Origin of the sequence: Aeromonas sp. SER, from assembly GCF_038739615.1 — a bacterium.
In the GTDB taxonomy this organism is placed as follows: domain Bacteria; phylum Pseudomonadota; class Gammaproteobacteria; order Enterobacterales; family Aeromonadaceae; genus Aeromonas; species Aeromonas jandaei.
Window position 1 is genome coordinate 411289 of sequence record NZ_JBCGFC010000002.1, and the last position, 25202, is coordinate 436490.

Below are 25202 nucleotides of genomic sequence, written 5' to 3' on the forward strand. Positions count from 1 at the left end.
GCAAACATCAAGCCAAGAATTCAATGCATTGATTTTAAATGATTTTATTTTTACTGTGTCAGAACTTTGTCATTTGCGATATTCAGGCGGAATAGGAAGATCTTTAGCCAGCGGCTGCGGGCGACGGCCGTGTCCACGGCGGAACTTCTTGAGCTGGAACACATAGGCCAGCACCTGGGCCACGGCAGCAAATAGCCCTTCCGGTATTTCTCTACCCAGCTCGGTGGAGTGATAGATGGCGCGGGTCAACTCGGGAGAAGGCATGATGGGAATATTGTATTCACGGGCGATCTCCCTGATCTTCATCGCCACCTCGTCAGTCCCCTTGGCGATAACCTTGGGTGCGGCACCAGGCTTGCCCGCCTCATATTTGAGGGCAACAGAGTAATGGGTCGGGTTGGTGATAACCACATCCGCCTTGGGCACTTCCCCCATCATCCGGCGCGCAGCCATCTCCATTTGCAGACGACGGATCCGCCCTTTCACCTCTGGCTTACCTTCGCTATCCCTGAATTCGTCTTTTATCTCCTGCTTGGTCATCTTGAGCTGACGCATGTGATTCCACTGCTGGAACGGCACGTCTATGGCCACAATAGGGATAAGAGCACAACAGAGGATGATCAGCATCCATAGAAAGAGTTCTAGCGCATCAATGATGCCACCGGGGTATCCCTCCATCGAGAGATTGAGCAGATGGTTAAACTGGCTGGAAAGCATCCACCATGCAAACAGGGAAATAAACACAACCTTGGCAATCGACTTGACCAGCTCGACCAACGATTGCACTCCGAACATCCGCTTCAACCCGTTGAGCGGGCTCAGCTTGCTGAACTTGGGCATCATGGCTTCGGTGGAGAAGTTCATCCCCCCCATCAGGGTATTGCCGATAAAAGCGGCAATGGTAACCAGCGCAAAAAGCAGACCCAGCGGAAGGATCAATTCCCCAAGCAGCGCTGGAACCATGGCGATCATGGCGTTGGGGTCGAAGGCCTGCTCCCTGTCCAGAGTAAAACCGGTCGTCAACACTTTGATCATGGCGCTGGCGAGCGACCCTTTGAGCATCAGCAGCCCGAACACGGCTGAAAGCAAGACACTGGCGGTACCCAGCTCCTTTGAACGCGCAATCTGCCCTTTTTCACGGGCTTGTTGCAGTCGTTTGCCCGTGGGTTGTTCGGTACGTTCCTGATCGGTATCAGCCATGGGCGCCCCCCAGACACTGGGTGTCAATCAGCTCGCAGCTGACCTCCTGCACCCGCTCCCACAGACTATCAAAATGGCCGAGAAAACCACCGATAGTGAGCCAGAGGATGAGCAGACCCGACATCATGCTGACGGCAAAACCGATACTGAAAATATTGAGCTGAGGAGCAGCCCGGGTCATCACACCAAAAGCGAAGTTGATCAACAGAAGCGCCACTATGGCAGAGAGCGACATAACCAGCGCAGCCTGATACATAACCCCCAGGAATGCGCTCAAGGTTTGCATGGAGGAAACTGAAAGACCGCTATCGGAGACGGGGAGTGTCTCAAAGCTGAGGATGACCAGTCGCAGCATCACCAAATGACCATCGAGCGCCAGAAAAACCAGCGTCGCCAGCATCAGATAAAACTGGCCGACCACAGGTGTAGCCTGACCATTCATGGGGTCAACCAAAGTGGCAAAACCCAGACTGGTCTGCATGGCGATTACCTGACCCGCCATTACGAAGCTCTCCATCAGAAACTGGGTCATCAGTCCCAGCGCAATGCCTATAAGCAACTGCTGGGCCAATACCAGAAAACTGCCGACGGAAAAAAGCTCGATGGGTGGCATCTTGGGTAAAAGAGGCGCAATAAGAAAGGTAATGGCAAGGGCCAAGCCAATCCGGATCCGGGCTGGGGCAAGACGGCTACCAAACACCGCCATCACCATCAGCAGGCTACTCACCCGAGCCAGTGGCCAGAGGATGGAAGACAACCACTCCATGATAAGAGCGGTTGTGTAGGTCATCCCACCACCTCGGGGATCTGGCTCACCATTAGCTGAAAGAAGTCCATCAGACTCTGCAAACCCCAGTGAGCACCAACCCCCAAAGCTAAAAGCGTCACAATCAGACGAGGCAGAAAGCTCAAGGTCTGTTCGTTGATGGAAGTGGCCGCCTGAAAAATAGCTACCAGCAAGCCAACGAAGAGGCTGGGCAGTATCACGGCACAGACCATGATTGTGACCAGCCAGAGCGCCTCGCGAAATACGTCGACAAAGGTTTCAGGGCTCATGCTGCCTGCTCCTTCGGCCCGGCTTAGCCGGTACCCAGTCCGAAACTGTTGGCCAGAGAACCGAGGATCAGGTTCCAACCATCCACCATGACAAACAACATCAGCTTGAATGGCAGTGAAACGATCATCGGCGAGAGCATCATCATACCCATCGCCATCAAGATACTGGCTACTACCAGGTCGATCACCAGAAATGGCAGAAAGAGCATGAAACCAATCTGGAAAGCAGTTTTCAGCTCGCTGGTCACAAACGCCGGGATCAACACCCGCAGCGGCACATCGGCAGGTTTCTCCACCTGCACGTTGGCGATCTCCATAAAGGTATTGAGATCCTTGATGCGAGTTTGCGCCAGCATGAACTGATGGATGGGTAATTCGGCCCGCTCCAGCGCCTCTTTCGCCTGAATGGTCTCTGCCAGATAGGGCTGCAACGCTTCATTGTTGATACGATCGAGTACCGGCGACATGATGAAAAACGACATGAAGAGGGCAATACCGATTAGCACCTGGTTGGAAGGGCTCTGCTGCAACCCGATCGCCTGACGCAAAATCCCCAGCACTATGATGATGCGGGTAAACGACGTCATCATGATCACCATGGAGGGCAAGAACGAGAGCGCCGTCATCAACGCCAGAACTTGCAGGGTCAGGCTGTACTCCTGACTACCATCAGCCATGGTTTTGACGGTCACTGCCGACATGGCATCCTGTGCCACGGCCAGCGAGGAGAAGAGTAGCGGGGTCAGCAGGCTGAGCAGCAGCCAGATCCAGTTAGCTTTTTTCATGCTTACCCATCAATTTGCCAAGCTGCTGGGAGAAAACCTGGGGCTGGTTTTCATCGAGCGGATCATCCAGGCGATAGAGGAAGTTGACCTGCTGTGGCGTCACCCCGACCAACAGCTGCTGCTCGCCTACCTTGACCACCAGCAACTTCTCTTTGTAGCCCACCGGCAGGCTGGCTATCACCCTCATCTGGCCGCCTCCCATGGCGGTGGCAATCTTGCTCTTCTTGAGCAGAAAGCCCAGAACCAGAATAAGGCCGATCACCATCAGGCTGGAGAGCAACCAAGAGCTCAGGCTGGGGGCATTGACTGCCGCCCCGACATCAGCCAGTGCCGGCAAGGGCAGCAGTAGTAACAGCAGCATTCGCATCATTTGAGTTTCTTGATCCGCTCAATCTGGCTGATGACATCGGTCAGACGGATACCGAACTTGTCGTTGACCACTACAACCTCGCCGTGGGCAATGAGGGTGCCGTTGACCAGCACATCCAGCGGCTCACCGGCCACCCGATCCAGCTCAACTACCGAGCCCTGGTTCAGTTGCAACAGGTTGCGGATGCTGATCTGGCTGCGGCCCACTTCCATGGCGATGGTGACGGGTATATCCAGAATGGTATCGAGCTTGCGGCGCTCCTCGGCACTGATGGGAGCGTCATCTTTTAACTCTTCCAGCGGAGCTGGCTTGGCTTCCGCCGTCACCTGCTCTTCCAGGGCGGCAGCCCATGCGTCCGCCATCAGATCCTCTTCCTCAGTTCCGCTCATCTTGCTTCCTTATCGCTACTTCATGACCGTTTATCGCAATAAACCGTCGCTTATCTCTGTTGATCCTCGATGCTGCGCTCCAGCTCTTCCAGCTCGGCCTCGCCATCGATACGTACACCGCCCCGGGTCACCAGATGCATCTCGGTCTTGACCCCTTCCGGGCGCTTGAGTTTGTCGGTGATCTTGAGGGCGACATTATCCTTGGTGCGCCCCATCTTGGCGTGGAAAGTCGGCAGATCTTCCACGAAAACCAGCAGATTTTCCGGCATCTCGACCGGGATGATATCACCGGGTTGCAGCTCCATCAGCTCGCGCAGGGTGAGCTCGGTCTCCAGCAGTTTGGCCCGCAACTCGACCTTGACGTCCATGATCTCGTCGCGCAGCGCCTTGCTCCAGCGTACATCGGTATCACCCTTGTCACTCTGTACACCGGCATCCAGCAGTTCGCGAATGGGCTCCAGCATGGAGTAAGGCATGGCCACATGGAAGTCACCACCACCACCATCCAGTTCGATGTGGAACGAGCTGACCACGATCACTTCAGTCGGGCTGACAATGTTAGCCATTGCCGGGTTCACTTCGGAGTCGAGATACTCAAAGCCCACATCCATCACCGGAGCCCAGGCATCCTTGTAATCTTCAAACACCAGCTTGAGCAGCATCTGGATGATACGTCGTTCGGTGGGGGTAAATTCACGCCCTTCAATTTTGGCGTGGTAGCGACCGTCGCCACCAAAAAAGTTCTCCACCAGGATGAAGACCAGACGAGCCTCCATGGTGATTAGCGCAGTCCCTTTCAAAGGGCGGAAACGCACCATGTTGAGACTGGTTGGCACAAACAGGGTATGAACATACTCGCCAAACTTGAGCATCTGTACGCCGTTGATGGATACCTCGGCAGTACGGCGCATCATGTTGAACAGGCTGATCCGCATGTGGCGGGCAAAACGCTCGTTCACCAGCTCCAGCGTCGGCATGCGGCCACGGACGATGCGGTCCTGGGAGGAGAAGTCGAACTGGGCTACGCCGGGATCCCCCGCCGAGCCTATCTCCTCCTCTTCGACATCATCGACACCGTGCAAGAGGGCATCAATTTCGTCCTGACTTAACAGATCGCTCACGCTTCACCTACTGCATTACAAAGCCGGTAAACAGCACTTGTTCGATAACGGGGGAAGAGACCAGATCCTTGAGCACCCGGCGACACTCTTCCAGTGAATCCTTGCGCAGCTTCTCCTTGCCTTCGAAGGTCATCAGCTGTTCGGCCGTTGCTGCGCTGAACACCCGCAGCAAGGTGCCTTCAATCAGGGGGATATTCTGCTTGGCCAGCGTCTCATCGGCGGTACCGCGCACCTGCAGCTGGATCTTGATCTGCACCAGACGATCTCGCTGTACGCCAGCTACGTTGAAGACAAAGGGACGCGGCATCGATACATAAAGTGAAGGCTGGGGCGCCTCCTCCTTGGGTTTGGCCTCTTTCCCCTCGGCAGCTTCGGCAGCCGGTTTCTCCGAGCCGGAGAGCATCAGAAAGGCGCCAGCTCCGCCACCACCCAACAGGATAACGGCAAGGGCGATGATAATGATCAGCTTCTTTTTCTTGCCCGCGGCCGGGTCTTTCAGGGTTAATTCGTTATCGTCTGCCATCCCTTGTCCACCCTCATATCAAACTTGTTCGATATCATAAACTTACTCGGGATTGCATCAAGCATAGAAATCAATTCCGGAACCGTTTGTCGATTCCACCAGCACATTGAGGGTAGATGTAGTCACATCTCCAGCCTCCTGCCCTCTGCCGGAGCCTGACTGACCACCACTCTGGCCCTGCTGACCCTGGCCGCCAGAGGTTGCCTGACCTTGCTGTTGCTGCTGTTGGGACTGATGCTGCACCTGGGTTTGACCAAGCTGGATCCCCTGCCCCGCCAGCATGTCGCGCAGACGCGGCATCGCCTGCTCCAGCATCTCACGAGTCTGTCCATGTTGTACCACGAAATGGACGCTGGCCTGACTGGAAGCATCGATCTGGATCTGGATTTTCATCTTGCCAAGGCCGATGGGGTCGAGTTGGATCTCCGCCTGCTGCAGCTTGTCCGCCAGCATCACGTTGACCTTCTGGTGCAACTCGGCAGGGGCTTCCTGGCCAGCCAGCTTGAGGTGAGGCAAATTCTGCGGCTCGCGGCGCTGTGCGCCCTCGGCGGCTGACGGGGTACGGTTTTCGGCAACCTGCACCTGCGGTTGGCTGTTCTGGCTATGTTGCACCTGCTGACTCTGGCTGCTCTCGCTGGCCGCCTCGGTCACCACCACACTTTGGTTGGCACTATCCACTTTGGGTTTTACGTCGATCTGGGCTGATTTGCGAAGCGGAGTCGCTCCAGCCGCCTCCATCTGCTGAATGCCTGCGGAGATAGTCGACAAGGGTGCCTGTGGCCCTTGCGATTCAACCTGTGCCAGCACCTGCTGTGGCGCAACCATCACGGGTTCCGCGCTGGCAGGAGCAGGTGCCTGAGCGCTCTGGGTCGTGACAGAGACGGGAGCAGTTGCAGCCCCTTCGCGAGCACTCTGGGCTGTCAGCGCCGGATTGCTATCTGCCGTTGTCTGCTGCCCGGCGCTCTTGCCATCCCCTTGTGCGCCACCTTGTGACCCATTCTGAGCAGTACCATCGGCTTGCTTGAGCCCTTCGTGGAAGGTCTTGAGCGCCTCACCCTGTCCCTGAGGAGCGGTAGTCTGGGCAGCTTGTCCCTTGTTCAGCGGCACAGCACTATCCATTTCACTGTCGGGCCCGACTTGCGAACCCGAAGCCGTCTCAGGCTTGGTAACCGGGGCAGACTCGACAGTTGGCATCAGTTTGGCCAACTGGGCAACACGTTCGGCTCCGGAGAGAGGTTTATCCCCCTTGGTGGCAGGTACTGGTTCCCCCTGCCCCTTGAGTTCAGTTTCACCCTTGAGTGTGCTGGCGCTCTGCCCTTCGCCGGTATTCTCAACTACCTCTTCTTCAACTACAGCCTGAGAGGATTCACTATTCTGAGCGGTGGACACAGCTTGTGCGGACGCAGTAGCAAGCTTCTCCAGCATGGTTCCAGCGGCTACCAAGGACGGCAGCGCCGACTTGTCAGTCGCACTCAGCTTGACATCATCACCAGCCTCAAGCTCATGCTGCTCACCCTCTTGCGGCAACAGATTGCCGTCAGCAGGAACCGCGGCAGCGACGGCAGGCGTTACCAAAGAGGTGTCGAGTTTTAGGGAGTCTTGCAGACGCAGCAGAAAATCGTTGGGAGGCAGCTCGCCCCCCTTGTTCTCGGCATCTTCTTTGATGCTGCTATCGCTCTCGGTCGCCAAAGATTTGGCTGATCGGTCGCTGCTACCGGATTTGTTGACGGCACTCTCTGCGGCACCCTTCTCTGCGGACCCTTTATCTGCTGGCCCCTTATCCTTGCTCTGCGCCTTTGCAATCAGAGAGGCGAAGTCCCCCTTGCTGTCGAGGGCTCCGGCGCTATCCAGATTGGCAGTTTCGGGTGTACCGTTCAGGGCGGCTTTGTCCAACCCGTTCGTCTGAGCCGAAGGCGCTTGTGTCAACACTGTCTGCATCATGATGGAGTCCCTGAATTATGGAGGTTCCCTGCGAGATGACCTCCGACCATGTTCAGTTCAAAGCAAGTTACAGGCCAGATTGATGGAAGCGCCGCAAGATAGCGTACTCATCCAGCATCTTCTGCTCCTGGCGCTGAGCCTTCTGCTGTTCGCGGCTTGCCTGTTTTTCCAGCAGCAACTCCACCGCCTTGCGCCGCTGCTGGGCTGCCAGCCACTCTTCGCGGCGCTGCTCCAACGCCTGTCGTACCTGCAACACCCCTTCGTACTGCTGGGTTGCCGCCTGCTCGAGTTTGTTGATAAAGGCGTGATACTGGGCGTTCTGCTGCGGAGAGATCCCCTGCAAGCCGCGATCGGTCCACTGCTGGTGATAGATCTGGCGATACTGGTTGAGGGCATTCTGCTGCTCCATGAACAGCTTAAGATCCTGCTGGGCCTTAGCCAGCGCGAGTGCACACTGCTGCTCCGCCTCCACCAGCCGTTCCGACAACAATATCAACCCTTTACTCATGGATCTGCTCCACCATCCAACGACTCATCAACGCATCAGTGGCATCGCCACCATCTGCAAGGCCTGCAGGCCATCGTCATAAGGGATAACCTCGCGCATCCCCTGCTGCAAGAACTGATCCAGATAGGGTTTCTGGATGATGGCACGGTCAATACGGGGATCAGAACCCTGGCTGTAGGCACCTATGGTGATGAGGTCCCGGTTCTGCTGATAGAGGGAGTAAAACTGTTTGAGGGTACGCGCCAGATCCATGTGTTCCGGCGAAGTCACCATGGGCATGACCCGGCTGATGGACTTCTCGATGTCGATGGCGGGATAGTGGCCCGCATCAGCCAGCTCGCGTGACAGCACGATGTGACCATCGAGGATCGCCCGCGCAGCGTCGGCGATGGGATCCTGCAGATCGTCCCCCTCGGTCAGTACGGTGAAAAAAGCTGTGATGGATCCCTGCCCATCGCTGCCGTTACCGGCCCGCTCAACCAGCGCCGGCAATTTGGCAAACACCGAGGGCGGATAACCCTTGGTAGCCGGCGGCTCGCCCACGGCCAGCGCAATCTCGCGCTGTGCCTGGGCATAACGGGTAAGAGAGTCCATCAATAGCAGCACGTTGAGCCCCTGATCGCGGAAATACTCGGCGATGGCCAGTGCGGTTTCGCACCCCTTGAGACGCATCAGCGGCGAAGCATCGGCGGGAGCTGCCACCACCACGGAGCGGGCACGCCCCTCCTCACCTAGGATATCCTCGATGAACTCCTTCACCTCGCGGCCCCGTTCGCCGATGAGCCCTACCACGACCACATCGGCTACCGAGCCGCGGGTCATCATGCCGAGCAGCACGGATTTACCAACGCCGGAACCGGCAAACAGCCCCATCCGCTGGCCCTGACCGACGGTCAGCACCGCATTGATGGCGCGCACCCCGACATCCATTGGCTGATGAATGGGGCGACGCGCAAGCGGATTGATACGGTGCTGGGCAAACTGCACCGTCTGGGAGGATAGAATGGGGCCGAGGCCATCCAGCGGCTGACCGATACCGTCGATCACCCGGCCGAGAAGATTCATGCCGACCGGAATACCATGCTCTTCGGTGATGGGGACCACCCGGGCACCAGGAATGACTCCCTTGAGCTGCTCGCTCGGCATCAGATAGAGGCGATCGCCAGAGAAGCCGACCACTTCAGCCTCCAGCGTCCCATCAAGGGTATCGATGCGGCAGAGCGCACCGATGGCGGCGCGGCAACCGATGGCTTCGAGGGTCAGCCCCACCACCCGGGTCAATTTGCCGGCAACCGGCGGTTTGGGGGCGCTATCGCGCACCTTGTACCCTTGCAACCGGTTCAGTAGCGAGCCGCTCATCTGGCCTCCTGATCTAGAAAACAGTCAACCGGACTGCAGTGTCCGGCGTTGATTACGGGTGCGGATCCGGCGAGGAGTTATTGGGCGTCGCATTGTCTCGCAAGAAGTTGCGCAGCAGCTGATCAATACGCCCGGAGAGGGTCAGATCGATGCTGGAGAGCTCGGTCGCCAGTTGCAGATCGCCGGGAGAGAGGGTGGGATCGCTCTGCAGCCGCCACTGGCGCTTGACACACTCCTCGGCACCGAACGCCTGCTCGACCCGGGCAATATCGTCGGGATGCAGCATCAGCGTAACCCCCTGTTCGGCGGCAGGCAGCAGGGCAATCCCTTGCTTGAGCGCCTCCAGCAAAATACGGGGAGAGGTTTCGGCCTCATGGCGGATGAGGGCCCGAGCCAGTTGCAACACCAGCGAGAGCAGCTGCTGCTCTACCGCCTGATCCAGCTCGTTGAGAGGATTGGCCAACCGGGCTACCAGTGCTTGCCAGTGAGCTATCTCCTGCTCCACCAGCTCGCGCCCCATGGCCAGCCCCTCTTCGCGCCCCTGCTCGAGACCGGCGGAATGGCCCTGTTGCAGCCCTTCCAGCTTGCCCTCTTCCAGCCCCTTGGCATAACCGGCCTCACGCCCTTCAGCCATCCCCTCTTCCCAGGCAGCCTGGCGAATTGCCTCCAGCTCCTCGGCGGTGATGGAGGGGGTCGGCTCCTGTTCGGGTTCCGGCTCGACGACCTCTTCTTCCTGCTGATACCAGTCGGGAGCCAGGCCGAGAGCGTTGGTCTCGACCTCGGCCTCGACCTCCATCTCGGGCCAACCCCAGGTTTCGATCCGGGCATCGTCCCCGTCAGGCCGCACATAGCCACGCAGTTTGTTGTTCATGGATTAGCGCAGCTCCTCGCCACCGCCGGATACAGTCCCGGCGCAACCGTAGAGTTTCTGGCCCATGGCTTAGAGGAACTCCTCGCCGCCACCGGCACCCAGCATGATCTCGCCGGCATCCGCCAGACGACGGGCAATGGAGAGGATCTCCTTCTGGGCGGCTTCCACTTCGGAAACCCGGATCGGCCCCATTGCCTCCAGATCGTCTGCCAGCATCTCGGCGGCACGCTTGGACATGTTCTTGAAAATCTTCTCGCGCATCTGATCGTCCGAGCCCTTGAGGGCCCGTTGCAGCAGATCGCCCGGCACTTCCCGCAGCATGGTCTGGATGCCGCGGTCGTCCACATCGATAAGGTTCTCGAACACGAACATCAAATCCTGGATCTGCTGGCTCATCTCCTCGTCCGACTCGCGGATGGAGTCCATCAGCTGACCTTCGATGTTGGTATCGAGGTAGTTCATGATGTTGGCTGCAGCCTTCAGGCCGCCCATCTTGGCTGCCTGGGCACCCGCCGCACCGGCGAACTGTTTCTCCATGATGTCGTTCAGCTCTTGCAGCGCCGCCGGTTGTACCTCTTCCAGGTTGGCGATACGCATCACCAGATCGAGGCGCACCTGCTCGGGGAACTGGCTCAGGATCTCGGCCGACTGCTCCGGCTCCAGATAGGAGAGCACGATGGTCTGGATCTGCGGGTGTTCGTTCTGGATGATGCTGGCCACCTGACGGGCATCCATCCATTTGAGCGAATCGAGGCCGCGGGCACCGGAACCGAGAATGATCTGATCCACCAGGTTGCTCGCCTTGTCTTCGCCAAGGGCGGCCACCAGAGCCTTGCGCACGAAATCTTCGCTGCCGATACCGATGTTGGTGTACTTCTGGATATCGTCGATGAATTGACGGTGTACCGCCGCTACCCGGTCGTGACTGAAATCCGACATGGAGGCCATCGACATACCGAGCCGCTGCACCTGCTTGGGCTCAAGATGACGGAAGATCTGGGCCGCATCTTCTTCATTGAGGCTCAGCATCAGCACTGCCGCCATCTCCATCCCGGACATCTGCTCCAGAAGCTGGCGCTGACTGTCGGTAATGTCGTTGCCAGTGACCTGGCTCTTATTCTCTTCAGGCATCTTTGGTTACCCACTCTTTAATGACCTGAGCGGCCAGATCCGGCTCGTTCGCCACCAGGGCACGCACGGCCTTGAGCAAATCTTCATCCCGGTGCAGATCAGGCAGCTTGAGCTGACCATCGCGCAATCCGAACACCGGCTCTGCTTCGGCCTGAGCCGCCAGCAGACTCAACTCGTCGTCACCACCCAGCACAGTGTGGTTGTCGAAATCCAATTCGCCTTCCGGCTTGGCGTCCGGATAGAGCAGCCGCTTGAGCATGGGGCGAACCACGGTCACGATCAAGACGATAATAACCAGCACGGAAGCCGCGATGCGCACCGCACGCCAGAACCAGGGCTCATCATAGACAGGGGTGGCAGCCACGGCTTCAAGCTCGGGGCGGTTGAACGGGATGGCAACCACTTCCAGAGTATCGCCACGGGTCACATCAAAACCCAGACCACCGCTCAACAGACGACGCAGGGTATCGAGCTCAGCCTGGCTGCGCGCCTCGCGAGTCACCTTGCCATCAGCGGCAGTCATCGACTTGTAATCTACCGCCACGGAGACGGTCATGCGGCGGATCCCCCCCATCTGGCGACGGGTATGGCTGACGGTGGTATCCAGCTCGAAGTTGCGGGTGGCCTCTTTACGTGAACGGCCATTGGCAGCGGAGCCACTCTCGCCGGCAGTCGCCTGCTCGGGAATGGTGGATGCTGCTGGCGGCTGGTTGCTGAGCGCCCCCGGCACACCGCCATTGCTGCTGCCGGAGCTGTTCTCTTCCAGCGTCATTTCGGAGCGCACCGCTGGCAGATCCGGGTTGTAGGTTTTACGGGTCTGCTCCTGCTGGGAGAAGTCGAGGGAGAGATCCACTTCCGCCGTATAGTTGTCAGCGCCCAGTACCGGGATCAGAATGGCGTCAATTTTTTGTTTGTATTCGAGCTCCTGCTTCTGCTGCATCGCGAACTCTTTGCGAGTCTGGGCAGCGAGAGGATCTTGCGAACCAGAGTTGAGCAGGCGGCCATTCTGGTCGGTAACGGTGACACGAGTCGGTTCGAGGCCGTGGACTGCCGAGGCGACCATATCGACGATGGAGTCCACCTCGCCCTGACCAAGAGCAGCCCCTTTCAGATTGACGACCACGGTCGCACTGGGTTTACGTTCGTTGCGGGCAAAGACGTTGTCTTTCGGGATGGCCAGCAGCACTTGGGCCTTGGCTACATTCTGGAACTGCTCGATAGCACTAGCCAGCTGGCGCTCGCGGCTCAGCTTGAGGCGCTCCGCCTCCATCCGCTGGCTTACACCGAAGCTGGAGTCCTTGAGCAGGATATCTTCGCCGTCACTGCTGGCGTCGGTCACATTGGCCAGACCGGCACGGGTCAGCGCCAGCTTGATATTGGGGTAGTTCTCGGCACTGACCAGCACGCTCTTGCCATCCACCTCGTAGGGGATCTTCTGCTGATCGAGGAAGTCGAGGGTTTTGACCAGCTCCTGGGTGGTATAGGTGCCGAGGGGACGCATGTCCGGCTCCTTGCCCCAGAGCAGGATAAACACGGCAATGGCCAGACAGATGGCAAGTCCCAGGATCAGAGTGATCTGGCGCAGTACATCGGTATTGGACAGAAAGCCCAGTGCCGAACTCTTCTGCTCATTCTCATCGAGGGCGGCAGTACCCTCATCGTTTAGCAGCAGATCGCCGTTTTGGTCAGTAGCCACGATTTATGTCCTTATTGCTGACATGTTCATGATGCCCGGTCGTCATGATTCGTTGAAATCCTTTATACCGGCATGTTCATGATGGTCTTGTAGGCATCGACCATCTTGTTGCGTACCTGTACCGTGGCCTCGAACGCGATGGAGGATTTCTGCCCGGCAATCATCACTTCGGCCAGATCCACTGACTTGTCACCCATATCGAAGCGGGTGCGCAGATCGTTGGCGGCGCCTTGCAATTCGTTGACGTTGCCCAATGCCTGTTGCAGCAGCAGACCAAAGTCGGAGCTGACCTGACGGCCCGGCTGTGCCAGCGGGGTTGCACCGGCCTCTACCTTGAGTGCCTGCATCTCTTGCATCAGGCTGCTTGCACTAATTTCCATTTTTCCATCCCCAGACAAATCATTGACGCTGACAGCCAACAAGCAATTATGATGCCAAACAACAGATCCAAGTCTGGACAAGGGTTGCAGCGAGGGGAAAGCACTGCAACCCGATGAAGGGATAACGCCAGAGCGAAGAGAGGGTGAACCCTTTCTGAGGCGACCTTATTGGGTCAGATCCTTGTCGATCCAGTATTTGGATCCGGAGATATTGGCATCGAGCAGCAACCCCTTCTCGCCAATCTGATAGATGGCCATGCCGCCGTTGTATTTGGCGGTCAGTTCAGCGCTCTCCTTGCCAGCCACCACGCCCACTTCGGAGGTGGCCTCCCAACCCTGGGTCACGAAGGCATCGAATCTGGCCTTGTCTTCAAACAGGATCACCTGCTGATAAAACTTGCCACCGATCCCGGCTGCAAGACCCGCACCAAACATCTTCATATAGGTGTGTTTGCCGGTTTTCCGATTAACAGCCACACCGGCCCCCTGATTGGTGTGAAGCATAAGGGAGAACTTGCGCGAGTCGAAGACGGCGTAACCATAAGCCTTGTCAAACAACAACTTGGCTGATGGCTGTTCATTGAAGAGATGTATCAGCGCAGTATCAGACATGGTGTTGAGCGCAATCCTTGCCTCTTGTGCCGTCTTGGGGTTGACCATTTCCGTGAGTTTTTTGTCGGCGACAACCAACCACTCCTTACCGGTCGCTATGCTCTTGTCAGTCCAGACACCGGCGGTATTGAACGCCTCCTCACCCCAGGTCGAAATAGAGGCCCAGCTCTTTTTGGAGAAGTCGCTGACATCCTGCCACACCTCCTTGCCGGTTTCGCTCAACGCACTTCCGAGATCAGATGCCGCCGCCTTGAGCTTCGCCCAGTCGGCATAACAGGGGGAGATGGCCAGACTCACGGCCAGACCCAGCAACCACTTGTGATTCTTCATCCTTTTGCTCCCATATGCTTCGGCTTCATGGCATTCACCTATCCGCGCGGGTCAGGGCAAACACCTTGGATAATCTTGCGCATTATCGGGATGGGCTCCGCCATAAGCAATCTTCGAGTCCATACCCATAAGTGAGATACGTGCCAAACCGACATAAAAAAGGCTGCCCACCGAAGGTGGGCAGCCTTGATAGTCAGCAAGTCAAACCGCTTATTCGACCATCATCACCTTGCAGGTGTTGGTACTGCCGACAGTCTCCATCTTGTCACCGTGGGTCAGCAACACCATGTCACCGCTCTGCAGCAGACCTTTGGCTTTCAGGACATCCAGCGCATCGCGGCACACTTCATAGACCGGCTTGGTCTCGTCGCCGTCAAACAGCACAGGTGTGACGCCGCGGTAGAGGTTGGTCCAGGCCAGGGTCTTGTTGTGCGGAGACATGGCGAAGATCGGCAAACCGGAGCTGATACGGGACATCAGCAGCGGGGTGGTACCGGATTCGGTCAGCGCCACAATCGCCTTGACACCTTCCAGATGGTTGGCCGCGTACATGGTCGACATGGCTACCGCTTCTTCCACGGAGGTGAAGGTGTAGTTCATGCGGTGGTTGGAGACGTTCAGGCTCGGATGCTTCTCGGCACCGACACAGACACTGGCCATGGAGGTCACGGTCTCGATGGGGAACTGACCGGCAGCGGTCTCGGCAGAGAGCATCACGGCATCGGTACCATCCAGCACGGCGTTAGCCACGTCCATCACTTCGGCACGGGTCGGCAGCGGCGCATTGATCATCGACTCCATCATTTGGGTCGCGGTGATCACCACCCGGTTCAGACGACGGGAGAAGCGGATCAGCTTCTTCTGTACGCCGACCAGCTCGGGATCACCGATCTCGACACCCAGATCGCCACGGGCGACCATGACGGCGTCGGATCCGAGGATAATGTCTTCCATCGCTTCGTCAGTGGCGACAGTCTCGGCGCGCTCAACCTTGGCCACGATCTTGGCGTTGGAACCGGCTTCGCGGGCCAGCTCGCGGGCGTAGCGCAGGTCATCGCCGCAACGGGGGAAGGAGACCGCCAGATAGTCCACGTTCATACGGGCGGCAGTCTTGATATCTTCCTTGTCCTTCTCGGTCAGCGCCGGCGCTGAGAGACCGCCCCCTTTCTTGTTGATGCCCTTGTTATTGGAGAGCGGGCCAGCCACAGTGACAGTGGTCAGAATACGGGTGCCTTCGACGCTCTCTACTTTCAGCTGCACACGGCCATCATCCAGCAACAGGATATCGCCAGGCACAACATCGTTTGGCAGGCTCTTGTAGTCGATACCAACCTGCTCCTGACAACCTTCCCCTTTGCCAAGGGCCGCATCCAGCACGAATTTGTCACCGATAGCCAGATAGATCTTGCCATCTTTGAAAGTGGAAACGCGGATTTTCGGCCCCTGCAGGTCACCCATGATGGCAACGTGACGGCCCAGCTTGGCAGCAATTTCACGCACCTGATTGGCGCGCAGGATGTGATCTTCAGGAGTGCCGTGAGAGAAGTTCATCCGCACCATGTCGGCACCGGCGCGGATGATCCCTTCGAGGATCCCTTCGCGGTCGGTGGCAGGACCGAGTGTGGTTACAATCTTTGTACGTCTAGGCATGAAAGACTCCGATATGAAGTTGATACGAGTTGAGATTCTGCCCCATCAAGCCAATGGCTCGATGCACCCGTTTGCAAGCCCTCTGGGTGGCTTTTGTTACTAAATTACAATACTACACCAAGGCGGGTGGCATAGACAGTCGGGGGCAAAGCCCCCAACCATTCAGGAAGAGTGCGGGGTTTCAAAGCGGGATTCGCGCAGTCCCTCTTTAACCTTCTTCAGGTTTTCGCGAAATTTCATTCCCCGGCGCAGGGTAAAACCGGTTGCCAGCACATCAACCAACGCCAGCTGGGCGATGCGGGATGCCATCGGCATATAGACGTCGGTATCTTCCGGCACATCCATGGAGAGCACCAGATTGCACTCGCGCGCCAGTGGGGAGTCTTTGGCGGTCATGCCGATGACGGTGGCGTCGTTCTCACGAGCCAGCGCAGCAATTTCCACCAGCGCCTTGGTGCGGCCGGTATGGGAGATGAGCACTACCACGTCCCCTTCGCTGCTGTTGATGCAGCTCATCCGCATCATGACGATGTCGTCAAAGCTCACCACCGGAATGTTGAAGCGGAAAAACTTGTTCTGGGCATCGCGGGCCACAGCGGAGGAGGCGCCAAGGCCAAAGAAGCTGATCTTCTTGGACTGGGTCAGAATATCGACACAACGATTGATGGCGGAAATATCCAGACTGTTTTTGGCTGCATCAAGACAAGCCATGGTGGATTCGAAGATCTTGGCGGTATAGGTATCCGGACCATCTTCCGCTTCTACATGACGATTCACATAAGGGGTGCCATTGGCCAGGCTCTGTGCCAGATGCAGTTTAAAATCAGGGAATCCTTTGGTGTCAAGGCGACGGCAAAAGCGGTTGACGGTCGGCTCGCTGACATCGGCCATCTTGGCCAGGGCGGCGATACTGGAGTGAATAGCCGTCTGTGGGGATGCCAAAATCACTTCAGCGACCTTGCGCTCTGATTTACTGAAACTTTCCAAGTTGTTTGTAATTTTATCAAGGGTATTCATCATCACCACCAGGCATTTTGTAATTTAGCTTCAGTGTCTTTGCACTCAATTTACGGCTAAGCAGGTTTCCAATCAACCTGATGACTATACAAGACAAGCGGTTAACGCAACTAACACCCACAATACAAAGTATGACTCATCTCTAATTATTTCGTTCTTTTCGTTACAAAATGTCACTGCCGATTGAAACCGCTTACAAATGTTGCAAAGCAACAACACTGTGAGCGGGCGCACGTTTGTGCGTCTCCAACAGACGACCATCGCTTTGGCTCGGTTAGAATTGGCGGCAAATAATAATGTCGGGGCGCCACTGGTCGTCCACACCTTGTAACGAAGGAGTTGTTATGCAGCATACCCATGCACTGGTCGGCGATGTCGGCGGAACCAATGCTCGCCTGGCCTTGTGCGAACTGGCCACCGGCGCTATCTCTCAAGCCAAGACTTACTCAGGTCTGGAGCACCCATCTCTGGAAGCGGTCGTCCGCCTTTATCTGGAAGAACACAAGGCTCAAGTCAATGAAGCCTGTATCGCGATTGCCTGTCCCATCCACGGTGACTGGGTCGCCATGACCAACCATAGCTGGGAGTTCTCAATCAGCGAGATGCAGGCCAACCTTGGCCTTGGCCGTCTGCAGGTGATCAACGACTTCACCGCCGTCTCCATGGCAGTACCGGTACTGGCTGAGGAAGAGCGTATCCAGCTGGGTGGTGCAGCCCCCGTTGCCGGAAAACCTATCGCCATCTATGGTGCAGGCACCGGGCTTGGTGTGGCACATCTGGTGAAAGCAGGCGAGCAGTGGCTCAGCCTGCCGGGTGAAGGCGGTCATGTGGATTTTGCAGCCAACAATGAAGAAGAAGATGCCGTTTTGCAGGTGATGCGCGGCGAACTCGGCCATGTCTCGGCCGAACGCTTTCTCTCTGGTCCGGGCCTGGTCAATCTCTATCGCGGGCTGGTCAAATCAGACGGGCGTGAACCTGAAGCTCTTGAACCCAAAGCGATCACCGAACGGGCATTGGCCGGATCCTGCCTCGATTGCCGCCGTACCCTGAGCCTCTTCTGCGTGTTGATGGGTCGCTTTGCCGGTAACCTGGCCCTCAATATGGGCACGTTCGGCGGCGTCTATATCGCCGGCGGCATAGTGCCGCGCTTCAAGGAGTTCTTTATCAACTCGGGTTTTCGAGTGGCGTTTGAGGACAAAGGCCGCTTCAAAGCCTATCTCAAGGAGATCCCGGTTTTCCTCATCACCCATGAGGGCCCGGGGCTGCTTGGCGCTGGCGCCTACTTGCGTCAATCGATGGGGATGGCCATCTGATCCAAGGCGAGAATGGGGCTGAATGATCCATGGTTCAGCCTCAATTCAGTGATCCGGACATATAGTGTCGGCACGTAACCAAGAGAGCTGGAATTCACAAGGAGTGGAAACCACTTTCATCCACTGGATACGTTTGTCACCTGACAAGCCTGAACTGTTTCAACCGGCCCTCTGGCCGGTTTTTTTTATCTTCAAATTACTGCGCCAGCGACTTCAACTGCGCCTTGTCAGGTGGATTACTCCAGTCGATAGGGCCGTGAGTAAAACGGTACTGCAGCCGCGGCAAGCTGGTCTCCAGCCACTCTTCCCGGAAATAGGCGTAGCCCTGATCCCAGTCTGGATCATTGGCCCAACCGGTTTGCAGGAAATAGAGACGGGTACCCTGCCCTTCCGGTACAAAGCGAAGACAAACCTGGGTCTTTTGCTGGCGAATGTGCGGGAAAGAGGGAGGGAAATTCCAGCTGAAACTGAGCAGGTCATAGGGCATCACAGCCATCACCCGGCATCCTTCACTGCCTCGCTCCCCAAGCGGAGCATCCGGTCTGAAGTAGATTTCGAACGGGCCATTCGGTTCGGCCACCATCAAACACTCGGGCGCCAGAAAACTGCGCAGGCCACTCTCTGTTGTCCAGGCATGCCAGACATCGTCTATATGAGCCGGAACAAAGATGTTGCCTTCAATCTGTTTATTGTCCATAAATCAGCGAGCCTCAAGCCATCCATACAGGGGACTTCGGCAGTATAGCCCCATGCTCATGACAATAGACAGAGCTTAATCACGTCCTTGTCATTTACTTCTGAACAACAAAAAACCAGGCACATATGATGTGCCACAGCCTGACCAGGGAGGTCACAATGATCCGCGTAATGGAACAAAAAGATATTCCCCAACTAGCCCAGATCTTCCTGAAAAGTCGCAGAGACACGTTTCATTGGGTAGAACCAGCCAGGTTCCAGCTCGATGATTTTGAGCAACAAACAGCAGGAGAGGAAATATGGATTGCCGAACATGGAGGAAATATCTGCGGCTTTATTGCAATCTGGAAACCCGATAATTTTGTCCACCATCTTTATGTTTCGACAGACTGGCATGGCCACGGGATTGGACGAGCCCTGCTTGAAAAGGGCCTTGCTACAGGCTCGGGATCACTTAAAGTCGCCACACGCAATACTGCAGCAGTTGCGTTTTATCACCGGCTTGGCTGGATAGAGACCGAAGAGAGAGGTCACTGCGATCTTACTGGCCCCTGGTGCATGCTAATCAAGGCTTAACCTTCACTCTGCCCTTTGCGTGGCAATAATGGTACTGGAGGAAAGAACCAGCGGTAGAGATCAAACCAGCCATCACGCTGCGCAATCACAACCTCGTGTACCGGATCTCGCTGAAAAATCGCCACCTTGCTTTCCGTCAACGGCACCCAAGCATAGTTAACCAATGCGTACTGGGACTGAATGAGATTGTATTCGTTCAGATATGAGTCGTCCTTGCCAGACTCGTGGAGCTGTACCCTGCTGTCGATGAGATATACCAGCTGGTCAAACAACGTGAGTTGAAATCCGGTTATCCGCCATTTCTCCTTGGTGGACACCTCCTCCTCAATCACGGTGATCTTGCCCCAACGACATACCCCATGATAATTGACGCCATTTGCAGACATTCGAAGTTCGTAATGACATCCCAGGCTATTGATGAACATCCCCGCGACAAAAAGCAGTACCAAGGACAGCGGTAGAAACAGCAAGGCATTTTTCAACGTTCGTTTCATCAGCCATCCCTTAAGGCGTTTGTTCTAACTCTTGGTAGGAAAAAATACGCACCTGATGGCCCGAGATCAGAACCAGAGAGTCAGGCTTGGTGACAGGCACTTCGCTCTTGGCTTCCATCTGACAAACAAGCCCTGAAGGGCCCTCGCCACAGCTGACGTGGAGCCATTCAAAATGCAAATAACTGGCAACAGAAAGCAATAACAAGACAAAAGCAATATTTATATAGGTCAAGGTTTTTGCCAACATCGGCCGTTCCAAACGACGCAGCATTGCAAACTTGATACGTTGCATGAGGGATGTTGCCTCGGCTGCTGTGGGGGCAACTACCTTATCACCTGATGAAGAGGCTGTTTCAGGAGACGTAAGATGGGAGGATGCAGCAATTATCTCATCCGATATGGGATATGGGTCAGTGACAACATTTTCGGGTTCCTGATAGCCATATCCCACAATGACCTTGCAATTAAGGTGCAAGGAATAACCCTTTTTAGGCGTACTTTTTATATCGAGGATCTGGGGAGTCAGGGCGAAGTGGCGACGGATATTGGCAATGGCTACGTTCAATGAATTGGGGCTGATAGGACGCCCTTGCCAACCAATATCCAGCAGTAAATCCTTGTCACACACTTCATCGGGATGATCCAGTAAATAGCAGAAGATGAGAGACTCTGCCGATGAAAACCGGGCTGTCTTACTGGTTTGTGCAGCATCTGACTCCGCACAAAAAACCAGCTCCCGCCTTTTAACATCAAAAACATAATCACCAAAATGGTAGGTTGATATGTTATTGCCTGTCGCAACGCCCGTCATATCAACCCCTTGCTATTTTCTTCATCGTCAAGCAAACCGGAATCCACATCCAGATAGAATCAAACAGCTCCGAAAACGGCCTGCCATCGCGGGAAATTCTAATGGGTAAGGATCTGCTTCACAATAGGAGCGAGAGAAGTGTACGACGGGAAAATCAGGGCAGTATCTAACTGTATCACCTTTCAAAGGTTCCCCCGGCCAGACCGGGGGAACAGGCAGGATGAATCCGTTGTTTGGTATGTCATAAAGAGAACCGTTTCAGACCCTAAACTGCTTCAACAATTTGTCCAGCTGGGCTGATAACTGACGCAGATCGCTGCTTGCTTCGGCAACCTGGGCAACTCTTCCAGCATTTTCACTATTGAGTGTCGCAATCCGGTTGACGCTGTGGCTCACCGCCTCGGCAACCGAATGTTGCTCCTCCGAAGCCTGCGCAATATACATGTTCATCTCGCGGATCAGGCTGACCTGATTCTTTATCTTCTCAACCGACATCTGCACATCAGCAGCTTCAGCGCCAGCCTGTGACGCTCTATCCTGACTCTGTTGCATCCCGGCCCCCACATTCTGGGTAGCCTGTTGCAAACGCTTAATGCTGGCGCTGATCTCTTCCGTTGACTGGCGAGTACGCCCGGACAGCGTCCTCACCTCATCGGCTACAACGGCAAAACCTCGCCCTTGGTCCCCGGCTCTCGCAGCCTCGATAGCTGCATTGAGCGCAAGAAGATTGGTTTGTTCGGCAATGCCGTTGATTACCTCAATAATATTGCCGATGCTGTTGCTCTCGGTAGACAAAGAACGCATCAGTGTCGCAACCCGTTCCACTTCACCCACCAGCTGTCTGATCGCCTCATTGGCATGACCTGCCAGACTATATCCCTGCTCTACATAAAGATTGGCCTCATCGGTCGCCGTAGAGGTTTTCACGGCATTCCCTGCTACTTCCTGCACTGCCTGGCTCATCTCGGTGATAGCCGTTGCAACCTGATCCAGTTCGGATTGCTGAGCATCGCTACCACTGCGGGTATCAGCAGACAAATAGTCACACCGCTCTGCCGTTTGCAGTACCCCGGCCGACAACTCGTTAATCTCCGCCACCATCTCCTGCAGCTTGGCAATAAAGTGGTTGATGTTGATAGCAAGCGTACCCATCTCATCCTGACGGTTGATTTTCAAACGCTGGGTCAGGTCACCATCTCCTTGGGCCAAATCGAACACGGCTTGATTCATCTGGTTGAGCGGTCGCAGCACATTGCGATGTATCAGAACCATCAGCAAGGCGATGATGCAGATATCAAGCACCACAATCTGCCAAACAGTGGTAATCAGTTGCTGCCGCAGGTGTGCCTGAATAGCGGCATCGCTGGTATGCACCAACAAGCGGGCAACCGTCGTCTTTTGGCCGCTGTCGTCATAAACCAGATCATGACCACTGTATGTGCTGATATCAGCGGGGATTGTACTGATCGGTGCAATCGACCCCGCCTCATCACGAGAGAAACCGGCTACCAACTTGTCTTTGCTGACCACCAGCAAAGCACTCAGCATGTCGGCAGCCAGCTCAGACTTGAGCGATGCCTCGATAAATGAAGACTCGTAGTTCCACAAAGGTCCGGGCAAAGAGAGCTGCAGCCGGCTGATGGCCTGGTCCACCAGCTGCGCTTGTTTGCTGTAGCTCTCCGCCCTGGAGGCACTGTAATTGTACCCCCCAAACAACACCAACAGCAGACTCACCGACAGGGAGGTCAGCACGGCGATCCTGAATTTCAGACTTTTCCAATCCATGGCTTCCTCCCGGTATTAACGGCAGCCCGAGCAGTAAGACTTACTGGTACTTGGCGTTGATCTTCTCGATGGTGCCATCTGCTTTCATGGCTGCCAGGATTTCATTCAACTTTTTAATAAGCTCATCAGGGGTATCTTTGTTGAACGCCAAACTCATCTGGGTCTCTTTGAACACAAACACCGGTTTGGGATTGGCTGCCTTCTCCTTGTTCGCCAGATAGGGAGCCAGATACTGACCTGTTGCCCACAGGTCGATACGCCCGGCCTCCAGTTTTTTCACGTTTGCCGTATCGTTGGCGGCCAGCTGCAACTTGGAAAAACCCTGTGCTTTCAGATACTCGGCAGCAGCATCCCCGTTATAGCCACCGACTGAATACTGTTTGGCATCGTCCAGCGACTTGATCGAAATATTGGCAGTGGAGCTGGAGAAGAAGACCCAGTTATTGTTGACCAAGGGGCCAACCCATTTGAACAGAGTTTCACGTTCCGGCGTGCGAGTCGTGGAATAGAGCGCGGTGTTGGGGGTACTGAGGGTATCTTCATAAGCCCGTTTCCATGGCATCAGGGTAATCTTGTATTCAACTCCCGCGCGCTTGAACAGCTCTTCAACAACCTCGGTTGAGAGGCCTACAATCTTACCCCCTTCCCCTTGCATGTTGAACGGTGGGTAATCCTCAGTCATCACGTTTAGCGGCGCAGCCTGTGCCGCTCCCAACGCCAGCACGGAAGAGACTGAAAACAGGGCACCTTTCCACAACAATTGATAGTTCATTGCGACCTCGCTTTGTTTACCATTCATCCCCAAACCCCCGCCGTCATCAATGGCTGGGCTGTATGGCCCGAACTCGGGCCGTGCCGGTTTCCACGGCTCGCTACCCGCGAATCAGATACGCAGCAGCAAACAGATTCGAATGGTGTTAGCAAGCCACCATTTGGAGCAATGTGGCTCGAACAAAATCTGTGGCCAAATGGCAATGAAAGAGATAGAGGCAAGTAACCGTGGATGAGTTACGACGTGAAATGCATCCAACCTTGATGTGATATACGAAGGCACCTTGATAAGGTGCCAACACGTGATCAGGAAAGAATGAGTGAGAACACCAACATCCATTTTCTCGTCCCTGCTCAAGACTGCCTTAGAGCCAAACCTGTCCTTTAGCTAAGGCCACGAAGAGAGATCCGTCAAATAGGTGCAGCGACATAAAGTCGCTGGCGAGGCAATCCTTGATCCATGACAAAAAAGAGAAAGCATAAAGCCACCATGAGGTGGCTTTATGCTTATCCGCTTGAGACGTCTGGCAAAAATCAATCCTTGGCGGAGTCCATAACCCCCTCTTCGGAGTGGGCTGGCAGGATCAGGTTGAGCAGGATAGCTGCGACTGAAGCCAGACCAACACCAGCCAAGGCGAAGTCACCGATCTTCATCTCCAGCGCACCGACACCCACGGTCAGGGTTACGGCCACGATGGCTATATTGCGCGACAATCCCAGATCCACTTTGGATTCGACCAGCGTCTTGAGACCGATGGCAGCGATGGATCCGAACAGCAGCAACATGATACCGCCCATCACCGGCATCGGGATGGAGGTGAGCAGCGCATTGAACTTGCCAAAGAAGGCCAGAATGATGGCAAATACCGCAGCCCAGGTCATGGTAACCGGATTGAAGTTGCGGGTGATCATTACTGCGCCGGTTACTTCTGCATAGGTGGTGACGGGAGGGCCACCGATCAGACCAGCGAAGCAGACGCCGATACCGTCACCGGCCAGAGTACGGTGCAGACCCGGATTTTTGGTGTAGTCCTGACCAGTCACACCACCAATGGCGAGCACGCCACCGATATGCTCGATACAGGGAGCAATCGCCACCGGCAGCATGAACAGCGCTGCGGCCCAGTTGACCTCAGGGGTTTCAAAGTGAGGCAACGCCAGCCAAGGGGTGTTGATCAGACCATCGAAGTTAACCTGTCCCATCAGTACGGCAGAGACATAACCGGCAATCACGCCACACAGGATGGGGATCAGCTTGATCCACCCCTTGCAGAACACCGCCGCAATCAGGGTCACCGCCAGCGAAATACCGGCCAGCGTCAGCGCGGTTGATGCGGGAACAACCTGCTCGCCACCGGCACGCCCCATCGCCATGTTGCAGGCCACCTGAGCCACAGAGAGACCAATCACCATGATCACCGGGCCAATCACCACCGGCGGCAGCAATTTATGGACAAATCCCATCCCTTTCGCCCGGATCAGCGCAGCCAGAATGAAATACATGAAACCGGCAGCAAACAGACCGAACATGGTGGACGGCAAGCCCCAGGTCTGGGTGGCATAGATGATGGGAGCAATGAAAGCGAAGCTGGAGCCCAGAAAAATGGGCACTTGGCGGCGGGTACAGAGCTGGAACAACAGGGTGCCTACACCGGCGCCAAGCAGGGCCATGGAGGGGTTCAGTCCGGTGAGCAGAGGTACCAGAACCATGGCACCGAAGGCAACAAACAGGATCTGCAGCCCGGCGACACTTTGCTTGACTAGGGAAAACATGGATGTCCTTAATTTTTTGATAACTGATAGGGATATTTGACACT

General features: G+C 55.9%; 26 protein-coding genes. 2 read left to right on the forward strand and 24 right to left on the reverse strand.

Annotation, left to right across the window (positions count from 1 at the left end):
* Positions 1-69: 69 nt before the first annotated feature.
* From flhB to AAHA41_RS04865, 18 genes are all read right to left on the reverse strand, one after another.
* Positions 70-1200: a flagellar biosynthesis protein FlhB gene (gene flhB / locus AAHA41_RS04780; RefSeq protein ID WP_071910766.1), complete on the reverse strand. Its 1131-nt coding sequence runs from the start codon at positions 1198-1200 to the stop codon at positions 70-72.
* Entirely contained in the window at positions 1193-1990 is a 798-nt protein-coding gene (gene fliR, locus AAHA41_RS04785) for a flagellar biosynthetic protein FliR (protein ID WP_124242344.1), read from the reverse strand. The genes flhB and fliR overlap by 8 nt, the downstream gene beginning before the upstream one ends.
* On the reverse strand, positions 1987-2256 hold the full coding sequence (gene fliQ, locus AAHA41_RS04790; protein WP_041208915.1) for a flagellar biosynthesis protein FliQ: 270 nt from the start codon (positions 2254-2256) through the stop codon (positions 1987-1989). Before fliQ ends, fliR begins: the two co-directional genes overlap by 4 nt.
* Before the next feature lie 23 nt (positions 2257-2279).
* A complete protein-coding gene (gene fliP / locus AAHA41_RS04795) occupies positions 2280-3041 on the reverse strand; it encodes a flagellar type III secretion system pore protein FliP (protein ID WP_215805295.1) in 762 nt (253 codons plus the stop codon).
* Positions 3028-3411 (reverse strand): flagellar biosynthetic protein FliO, encoded by a 384-nt coding sequence (gene fliO, locus AAHA41_RS04800; protein ID WP_323070056.1) that lies wholly within the window; start codon positions 3409-3411, stop codon positions 3028-3030. Before fliO ends, fliP begins: the two co-directional genes overlap by 14 nt.
* A complete protein-coding gene (gene fliN, locus AAHA41_RS04805; protein WP_005298791.1) occupies positions 3408-3800 on the reverse strand; it encodes a flagellar motor switch protein FliN in 393 nt (130 codons plus the stop codon). The genes fliO and fliN overlap by 4 nt, the downstream gene beginning before the upstream one ends.
* Positions 3801-3850: 50 nt before the next feature.
* Positions 3851-4921 carry a flagellar motor switch protein FliM gene (gene fliM / locus AAHA41_RS04810; RefSeq protein ID WP_041208918.1) on the reverse strand — a complete coding sequence of 357 codons (1071 nt, stop codon included), beginning with the start codon at positions 4919-4921 and terminating at the stop codon, positions 3851-3853.
* Between the two features lie 7 nt (positions 4922-4928).
* Positions 4929-5444: a flagellar basal body-associated protein FliL gene (gene fliL, locus AAHA41_RS04815; RefSeq protein WP_041208919.1), complete on the reverse strand. Its 516-nt coding sequence runs from the start codon at positions 5442-5444 to the stop codon at positions 4929-4931.
* A 57-nt stretch (positions 5445-5501) separates the two neighbouring features.
* Entirely contained in the window at positions 5502-7337 is a 1836-nt protein-coding gene (locus tag AAHA41_RS04820; protein ID WP_323070057.1) for a flagellar hook-length control protein FliK, read from the reverse strand.
* A 115-nt stretch (positions 7338-7452) separates the two neighbouring features.
* Positions 7453-7893, reverse strand: coding sequence for a flagellar export protein FliJ (gene fliJ, locus AAHA41_RS04825; protein ID WP_033114462.1), 441 nt, complete (start codon positions 7891-7893; stop codon positions 7453-7455).
* A 27-nt stretch (positions 7894-7920) separates the two neighbouring features.
* Positions 7921-9252, reverse strand: a complete 1332-nt coding sequence (gene fliI / locus AAHA41_RS04830) for a flagellar protein export ATPase FliI (RefSeq protein WP_042031567.1) — start codon at positions 9250-9252, stop codon at positions 7921-7923.
* Positions 9253-9304: 52 nt separating this feature from the next.
* Positions 9305-10123: a flagellar assembly protein FliH gene (gene fliH, locus AAHA41_RS04835; RefSeq protein ID WP_201907269.1), complete on the reverse strand. Its 819-nt coding sequence runs from the start codon at positions 10121-10123 to the stop codon at positions 9305-9307.
* 69 nt (positions 10124-10192) lie between these two features.
* Entirely contained in the window at positions 10193-11254 is a 1062-nt protein-coding gene (fliG, locus tag AAHA41_RS04840; RefSeq protein WP_033114465.1) for a flagellar motor switch protein FliG, read from the reverse strand.
* Complete coding sequence (gene fliF / locus AAHA41_RS04845; protein WP_033114466.1) at positions 11247-12950, reverse strand: flagellar basal-body MS-ring/collar protein FliF; 1704 nt, start codon at positions 12948-12950, stop codon at positions 11247-11249. Before fliF ends, fliG begins: the two co-directional genes overlap by 8 nt.
* Positions 12951-13012: 62 nt before the next feature.
* Positions 13013-13330 carry a flagellar hook-basal body complex protein FliE gene (gene fliE, locus AAHA41_RS04850; RefSeq protein ID WP_041208924.1) on the reverse strand — a complete coding sequence of 106 codons (318 nt, stop codon included), beginning with the start codon at positions 13328-13330 and terminating at the stop codon, positions 13013-13015.
* A 165-nt stretch (positions 13331-13495) separates the two neighbouring features.
* Entirely contained in the window at positions 13496-14272 is a 777-nt protein-coding gene (locus AAHA41_RS04855) for a lipoprotein (RefSeq protein WP_041208925.1), read from the reverse strand.
* A gap of 210 nt (positions 14273-14482) precedes the next feature.
* Positions 14483-15922 (reverse strand): pyruvate kinase, encoded by a 1440-nt coding sequence (gene pyk, locus AAHA41_RS04860; RefSeq protein ID WP_033114470.1) that lies wholly within the window; start codon positions 15920-15922, stop codon positions 14483-14485.
* 162 nt (positions 15923-16084) lie between these two features.
* On the reverse strand, positions 16085-16939 hold the full coding sequence (locus AAHA41_RS04865) for a MurR/RpiR family transcriptional regulator (RefSeq protein ID WP_005334759.1): 855 nt from the start codon (positions 16937-16939) through the stop codon (positions 16085-16087).
* 296 nt (positions 16940-17235) lie between these two features.
* Between AAHA41_RS04865 and glk the strand changes: the two genes are divergently transcribed.
* On the forward strand, positions 17236-18252 hold the full coding sequence (gene glk / locus AAHA41_RS04870; RefSeq protein ID WP_104014188.1) for a glucokinase: 1017 nt from the start codon (positions 17236-17238) through the stop codon (positions 18250-18252).
* Positions 18253-18448: 196 nt separating this feature from the next.
* Here glk and AAHA41_RS04875 read toward each other — a convergent pair whose 3' ends face one another.
* A complete protein-coding gene (locus AAHA41_RS04875; RefSeq protein ID WP_041208927.1) occupies positions 18449-18949 on the reverse strand; it encodes an SRPBCC domain-containing protein in 501 nt (166 codons plus the stop codon).
* Positions 18950-19107: 158 nt separating this feature from the next.
* Between AAHA41_RS04875 and AAHA41_RS04880 the strand changes: the two genes are divergently transcribed.
* Positions 19108-19524 (forward strand): GNAT family N-acetyltransferase, encoded by a 417-nt coding sequence (locus tag AAHA41_RS04880; RefSeq protein WP_323070060.1) that lies wholly within the window; start codon positions 19108-19110, stop codon positions 19522-19524.
* On the opposite strand, the gene AAHA41_RS04885 is transcribed toward AAHA41_RS04880, so the two are convergent.
* The 5 genes from AAHA41_RS04885 to AAHA41_RS04905 all read right to left on the reverse strand — a co-directional run bounded on the left by AAHA41_RS04885 (position 19521) and on the right by AAHA41_RS04905 (position 25158).
* Positions 19521-20018 carry a hypothetical protein gene (locus AAHA41_RS04885; protein WP_323070061.1) on the reverse strand — a complete coding sequence of 166 codons (498 nt, stop codon included), beginning with the start codon at positions 20016-20018 and terminating at the stop codon, positions 19521-19523. The two genes, AAHA41_RS04880 and AAHA41_RS04885, sit on opposite strands and share 4 nt — an antisense overlap.
* Before the next feature lie 10 nt (positions 20019-20028).
* The gene (locus AAHA41_RS04890) at positions 20029-20829 is read right to left on the reverse strand and encodes a winged helix-turn-helix domain-containing protein (RefSeq protein WP_323070062.1); all 801 of its coding nucleotides are present in this window, start codon (positions 20827-20829) and stop codon (positions 20029-20031) included.
* A 258-nt stretch (positions 20830-21087) separates the two neighbouring features.
* Positions 21088-22614: a methyl-accepting chemotaxis protein gene (locus tag AAHA41_RS04895; protein WP_323070063.1), complete on the reverse strand. Its 1527-nt coding sequence runs from the start codon at positions 22612-22614 to the stop codon at positions 21088-21090.
* Positions 22615-22654: 40 nt separating this feature from the next.
* On the reverse strand, positions 22655-23386 hold the full coding sequence (locus AAHA41_RS04900) for a transporter substrate-binding domain-containing protein (RefSeq protein WP_042031631.1): 732 nt from the start codon (positions 23384-23386) through the stop codon (positions 22655-22657).
* 533 nt (positions 23387-23919) lie between these two features.
* A complete protein-coding gene (locus tag AAHA41_RS04905) occupies positions 23920-25158 on the reverse strand; it encodes a uracil-xanthine permease family protein (protein WP_041208933.1) in 1239 nt (412 codons plus the stop codon).
* Positions 25159-25202: the final 44 nt, after the last annotated feature.

What these genes read in the sequence shown, in the direction of transcription:
- flhB (WP_071910766.1), bottom strand. Translation starts at nt 1,200, where the DNA reads ATGGCTGATACCGATCAGGAACGTACCGAACAACCCACGGGCAAACGA.
- fliR (WP_124242344.1), bottom strand. Translation starts at nt 1,990, where the DNA reads ATGACCTACACAACCGCTCTTATCATGGAGTGGTTGTCTTCCATCCTC.
- fliQ (WP_041208915.1), bottom strand. Translation starts at nt 2,256, where the DNA reads ATGAGCCCTGAAACCTTTGTCGACGTATTTCGCGAGGCGCTCTGGCTG.
- fliP (WP_215805295.1), bottom strand. Translation starts at nt 3,041, where the DNA reads ATGAAAAAAGCTAACTGGATCTGGCTGCTGCTCAGCCTGCTGACCCCG.
- fliO (WP_323070056.1), bottom strand. Translation starts at nt 3,411, where the DNA reads ATGATGCGAATGCTGCTGTTACTACTGCTGCCCTTGCCGGCACTGGCT.
- fliN (WP_005298791.1), bottom strand. Translation starts at nt 3,800, where the DNA reads ATGAGCGGAACTGAGGAAGAGGATCTGATGGCGGACGCATGGGCTGCC.
- fliL (WP_041208919.1), bottom strand. Translation starts at nt 5,444, where the DNA reads ATGGCAGACGATAACGAATTAACCCTGAAAGACCCGGCCGCGGGCAAG.
- fliJ (WP_033114462.1), bottom strand. Translation starts at nt 7,893, where the DNA reads ATGAGTAAAGGGTTGATATTGTTGTCGGAACGGCTGGTGGAGGCGGAG.
- fliI (WP_042031567.1), bottom strand. Translation starts at nt 9,252, where the DNA reads ATGAGCGGCTCGCTACTGAACCGGTTGCAAGGGTACAAGGTGCGCGAT.
- fliH (WP_201907269.1), bottom strand. Translation starts at nt 10,123, where the DNA reads ATGAACAACAAACTGCGTGGCTATGTGCGGCCTGACGGGGACGATGCC.
- fliG (WP_033114465.1), bottom strand. Translation starts at nt 11,254, where the DNA reads ATGCCTGAAGAGAATAAGAGCCAGGTCACTGGCAACGACATTACCGAC.
- fliE (WP_041208924.1), bottom strand. Translation starts at nt 13,330, where the DNA reads ATGGAAATTAGTGCAAGCAGCCTGATGCAAGAGATGCAGGCACTCAAG.
- AAHA41_RS04855 (WP_041208925.1), bottom strand. Translation starts at nt 14,272, where the DNA reads ATGAAGAATCACAAGTGGTTGCTGGGTCTGGCCGTGAGTCTGGCCATC.
- pyk (WP_033114470.1), bottom strand. Translation starts at nt 15,922, where the DNA reads ATGCCTAGACGTACAAAGATTGTAACCACACTCGGTCCTGCCACCGAC.
- AAHA41_RS04865 (WP_005334759.1), bottom strand. Translation starts at nt 16,939, where the DNA reads ATGAATACCCTTGATAAAATTACAAACAACTTGGAAAGTTTCAGTAAA.
- glk (WP_104014188.1), top strand. Translation starts at nt 17,236, where the DNA reads ATGTCGGGGCGCCACTGGTCGTCCACACCTTGTAACGAAGGAGTTGTT.
- AAHA41_RS04875 (WP_041208927.1), bottom strand. Translation starts at nt 18,949, where the DNA reads ATGGACAATAAACAGATTGAAGGCAACATCTTTGTTCCGGCTCATATA.
- AAHA41_RS04880 (WP_323070060.1), top strand. Translation starts at nt 19,108, where the DNA reads ATGATCCGCGTAATGGAACAAAAAGATATTCCCCAACTAGCCCAGATC.
- AAHA41_RS04885 (WP_323070061.1), bottom strand. Translation starts at nt 20,018, where the DNA reads ATGAAACGAACGTTGAAAAATGCCTTGCTGTTTCTACCGCTGTCCTTG.
- AAHA41_RS04890 (WP_323070062.1), bottom strand. Translation starts at nt 20,829, where the DNA reads ATGACGGGCGTTGCGACAGGCAATAACATATCAACCTACCATTTTGGT.
- AAHA41_RS04895 (WP_323070063.1), bottom strand. Translation starts at nt 22,614, where the DNA reads ATGGATTGGAAAAGTCTGAAATTCAGGATCGCCGTGCTGACCTCCCTG.
- AAHA41_RS04900 (WP_042031631.1), bottom strand. Translation starts at nt 23,386, where the DNA reads ATGAACTATCAATTGTTGTGGAAAGGTGCCCTGTTTTCAGTCTCTTCC.
- AAHA41_RS04905 (WP_041208933.1), bottom strand. Translation starts at nt 25,158, where the DNA reads ATGTTTTCCCTAGTCAAGCAAAGTGTCGCCGGGCTGCAGATCCTGTTT.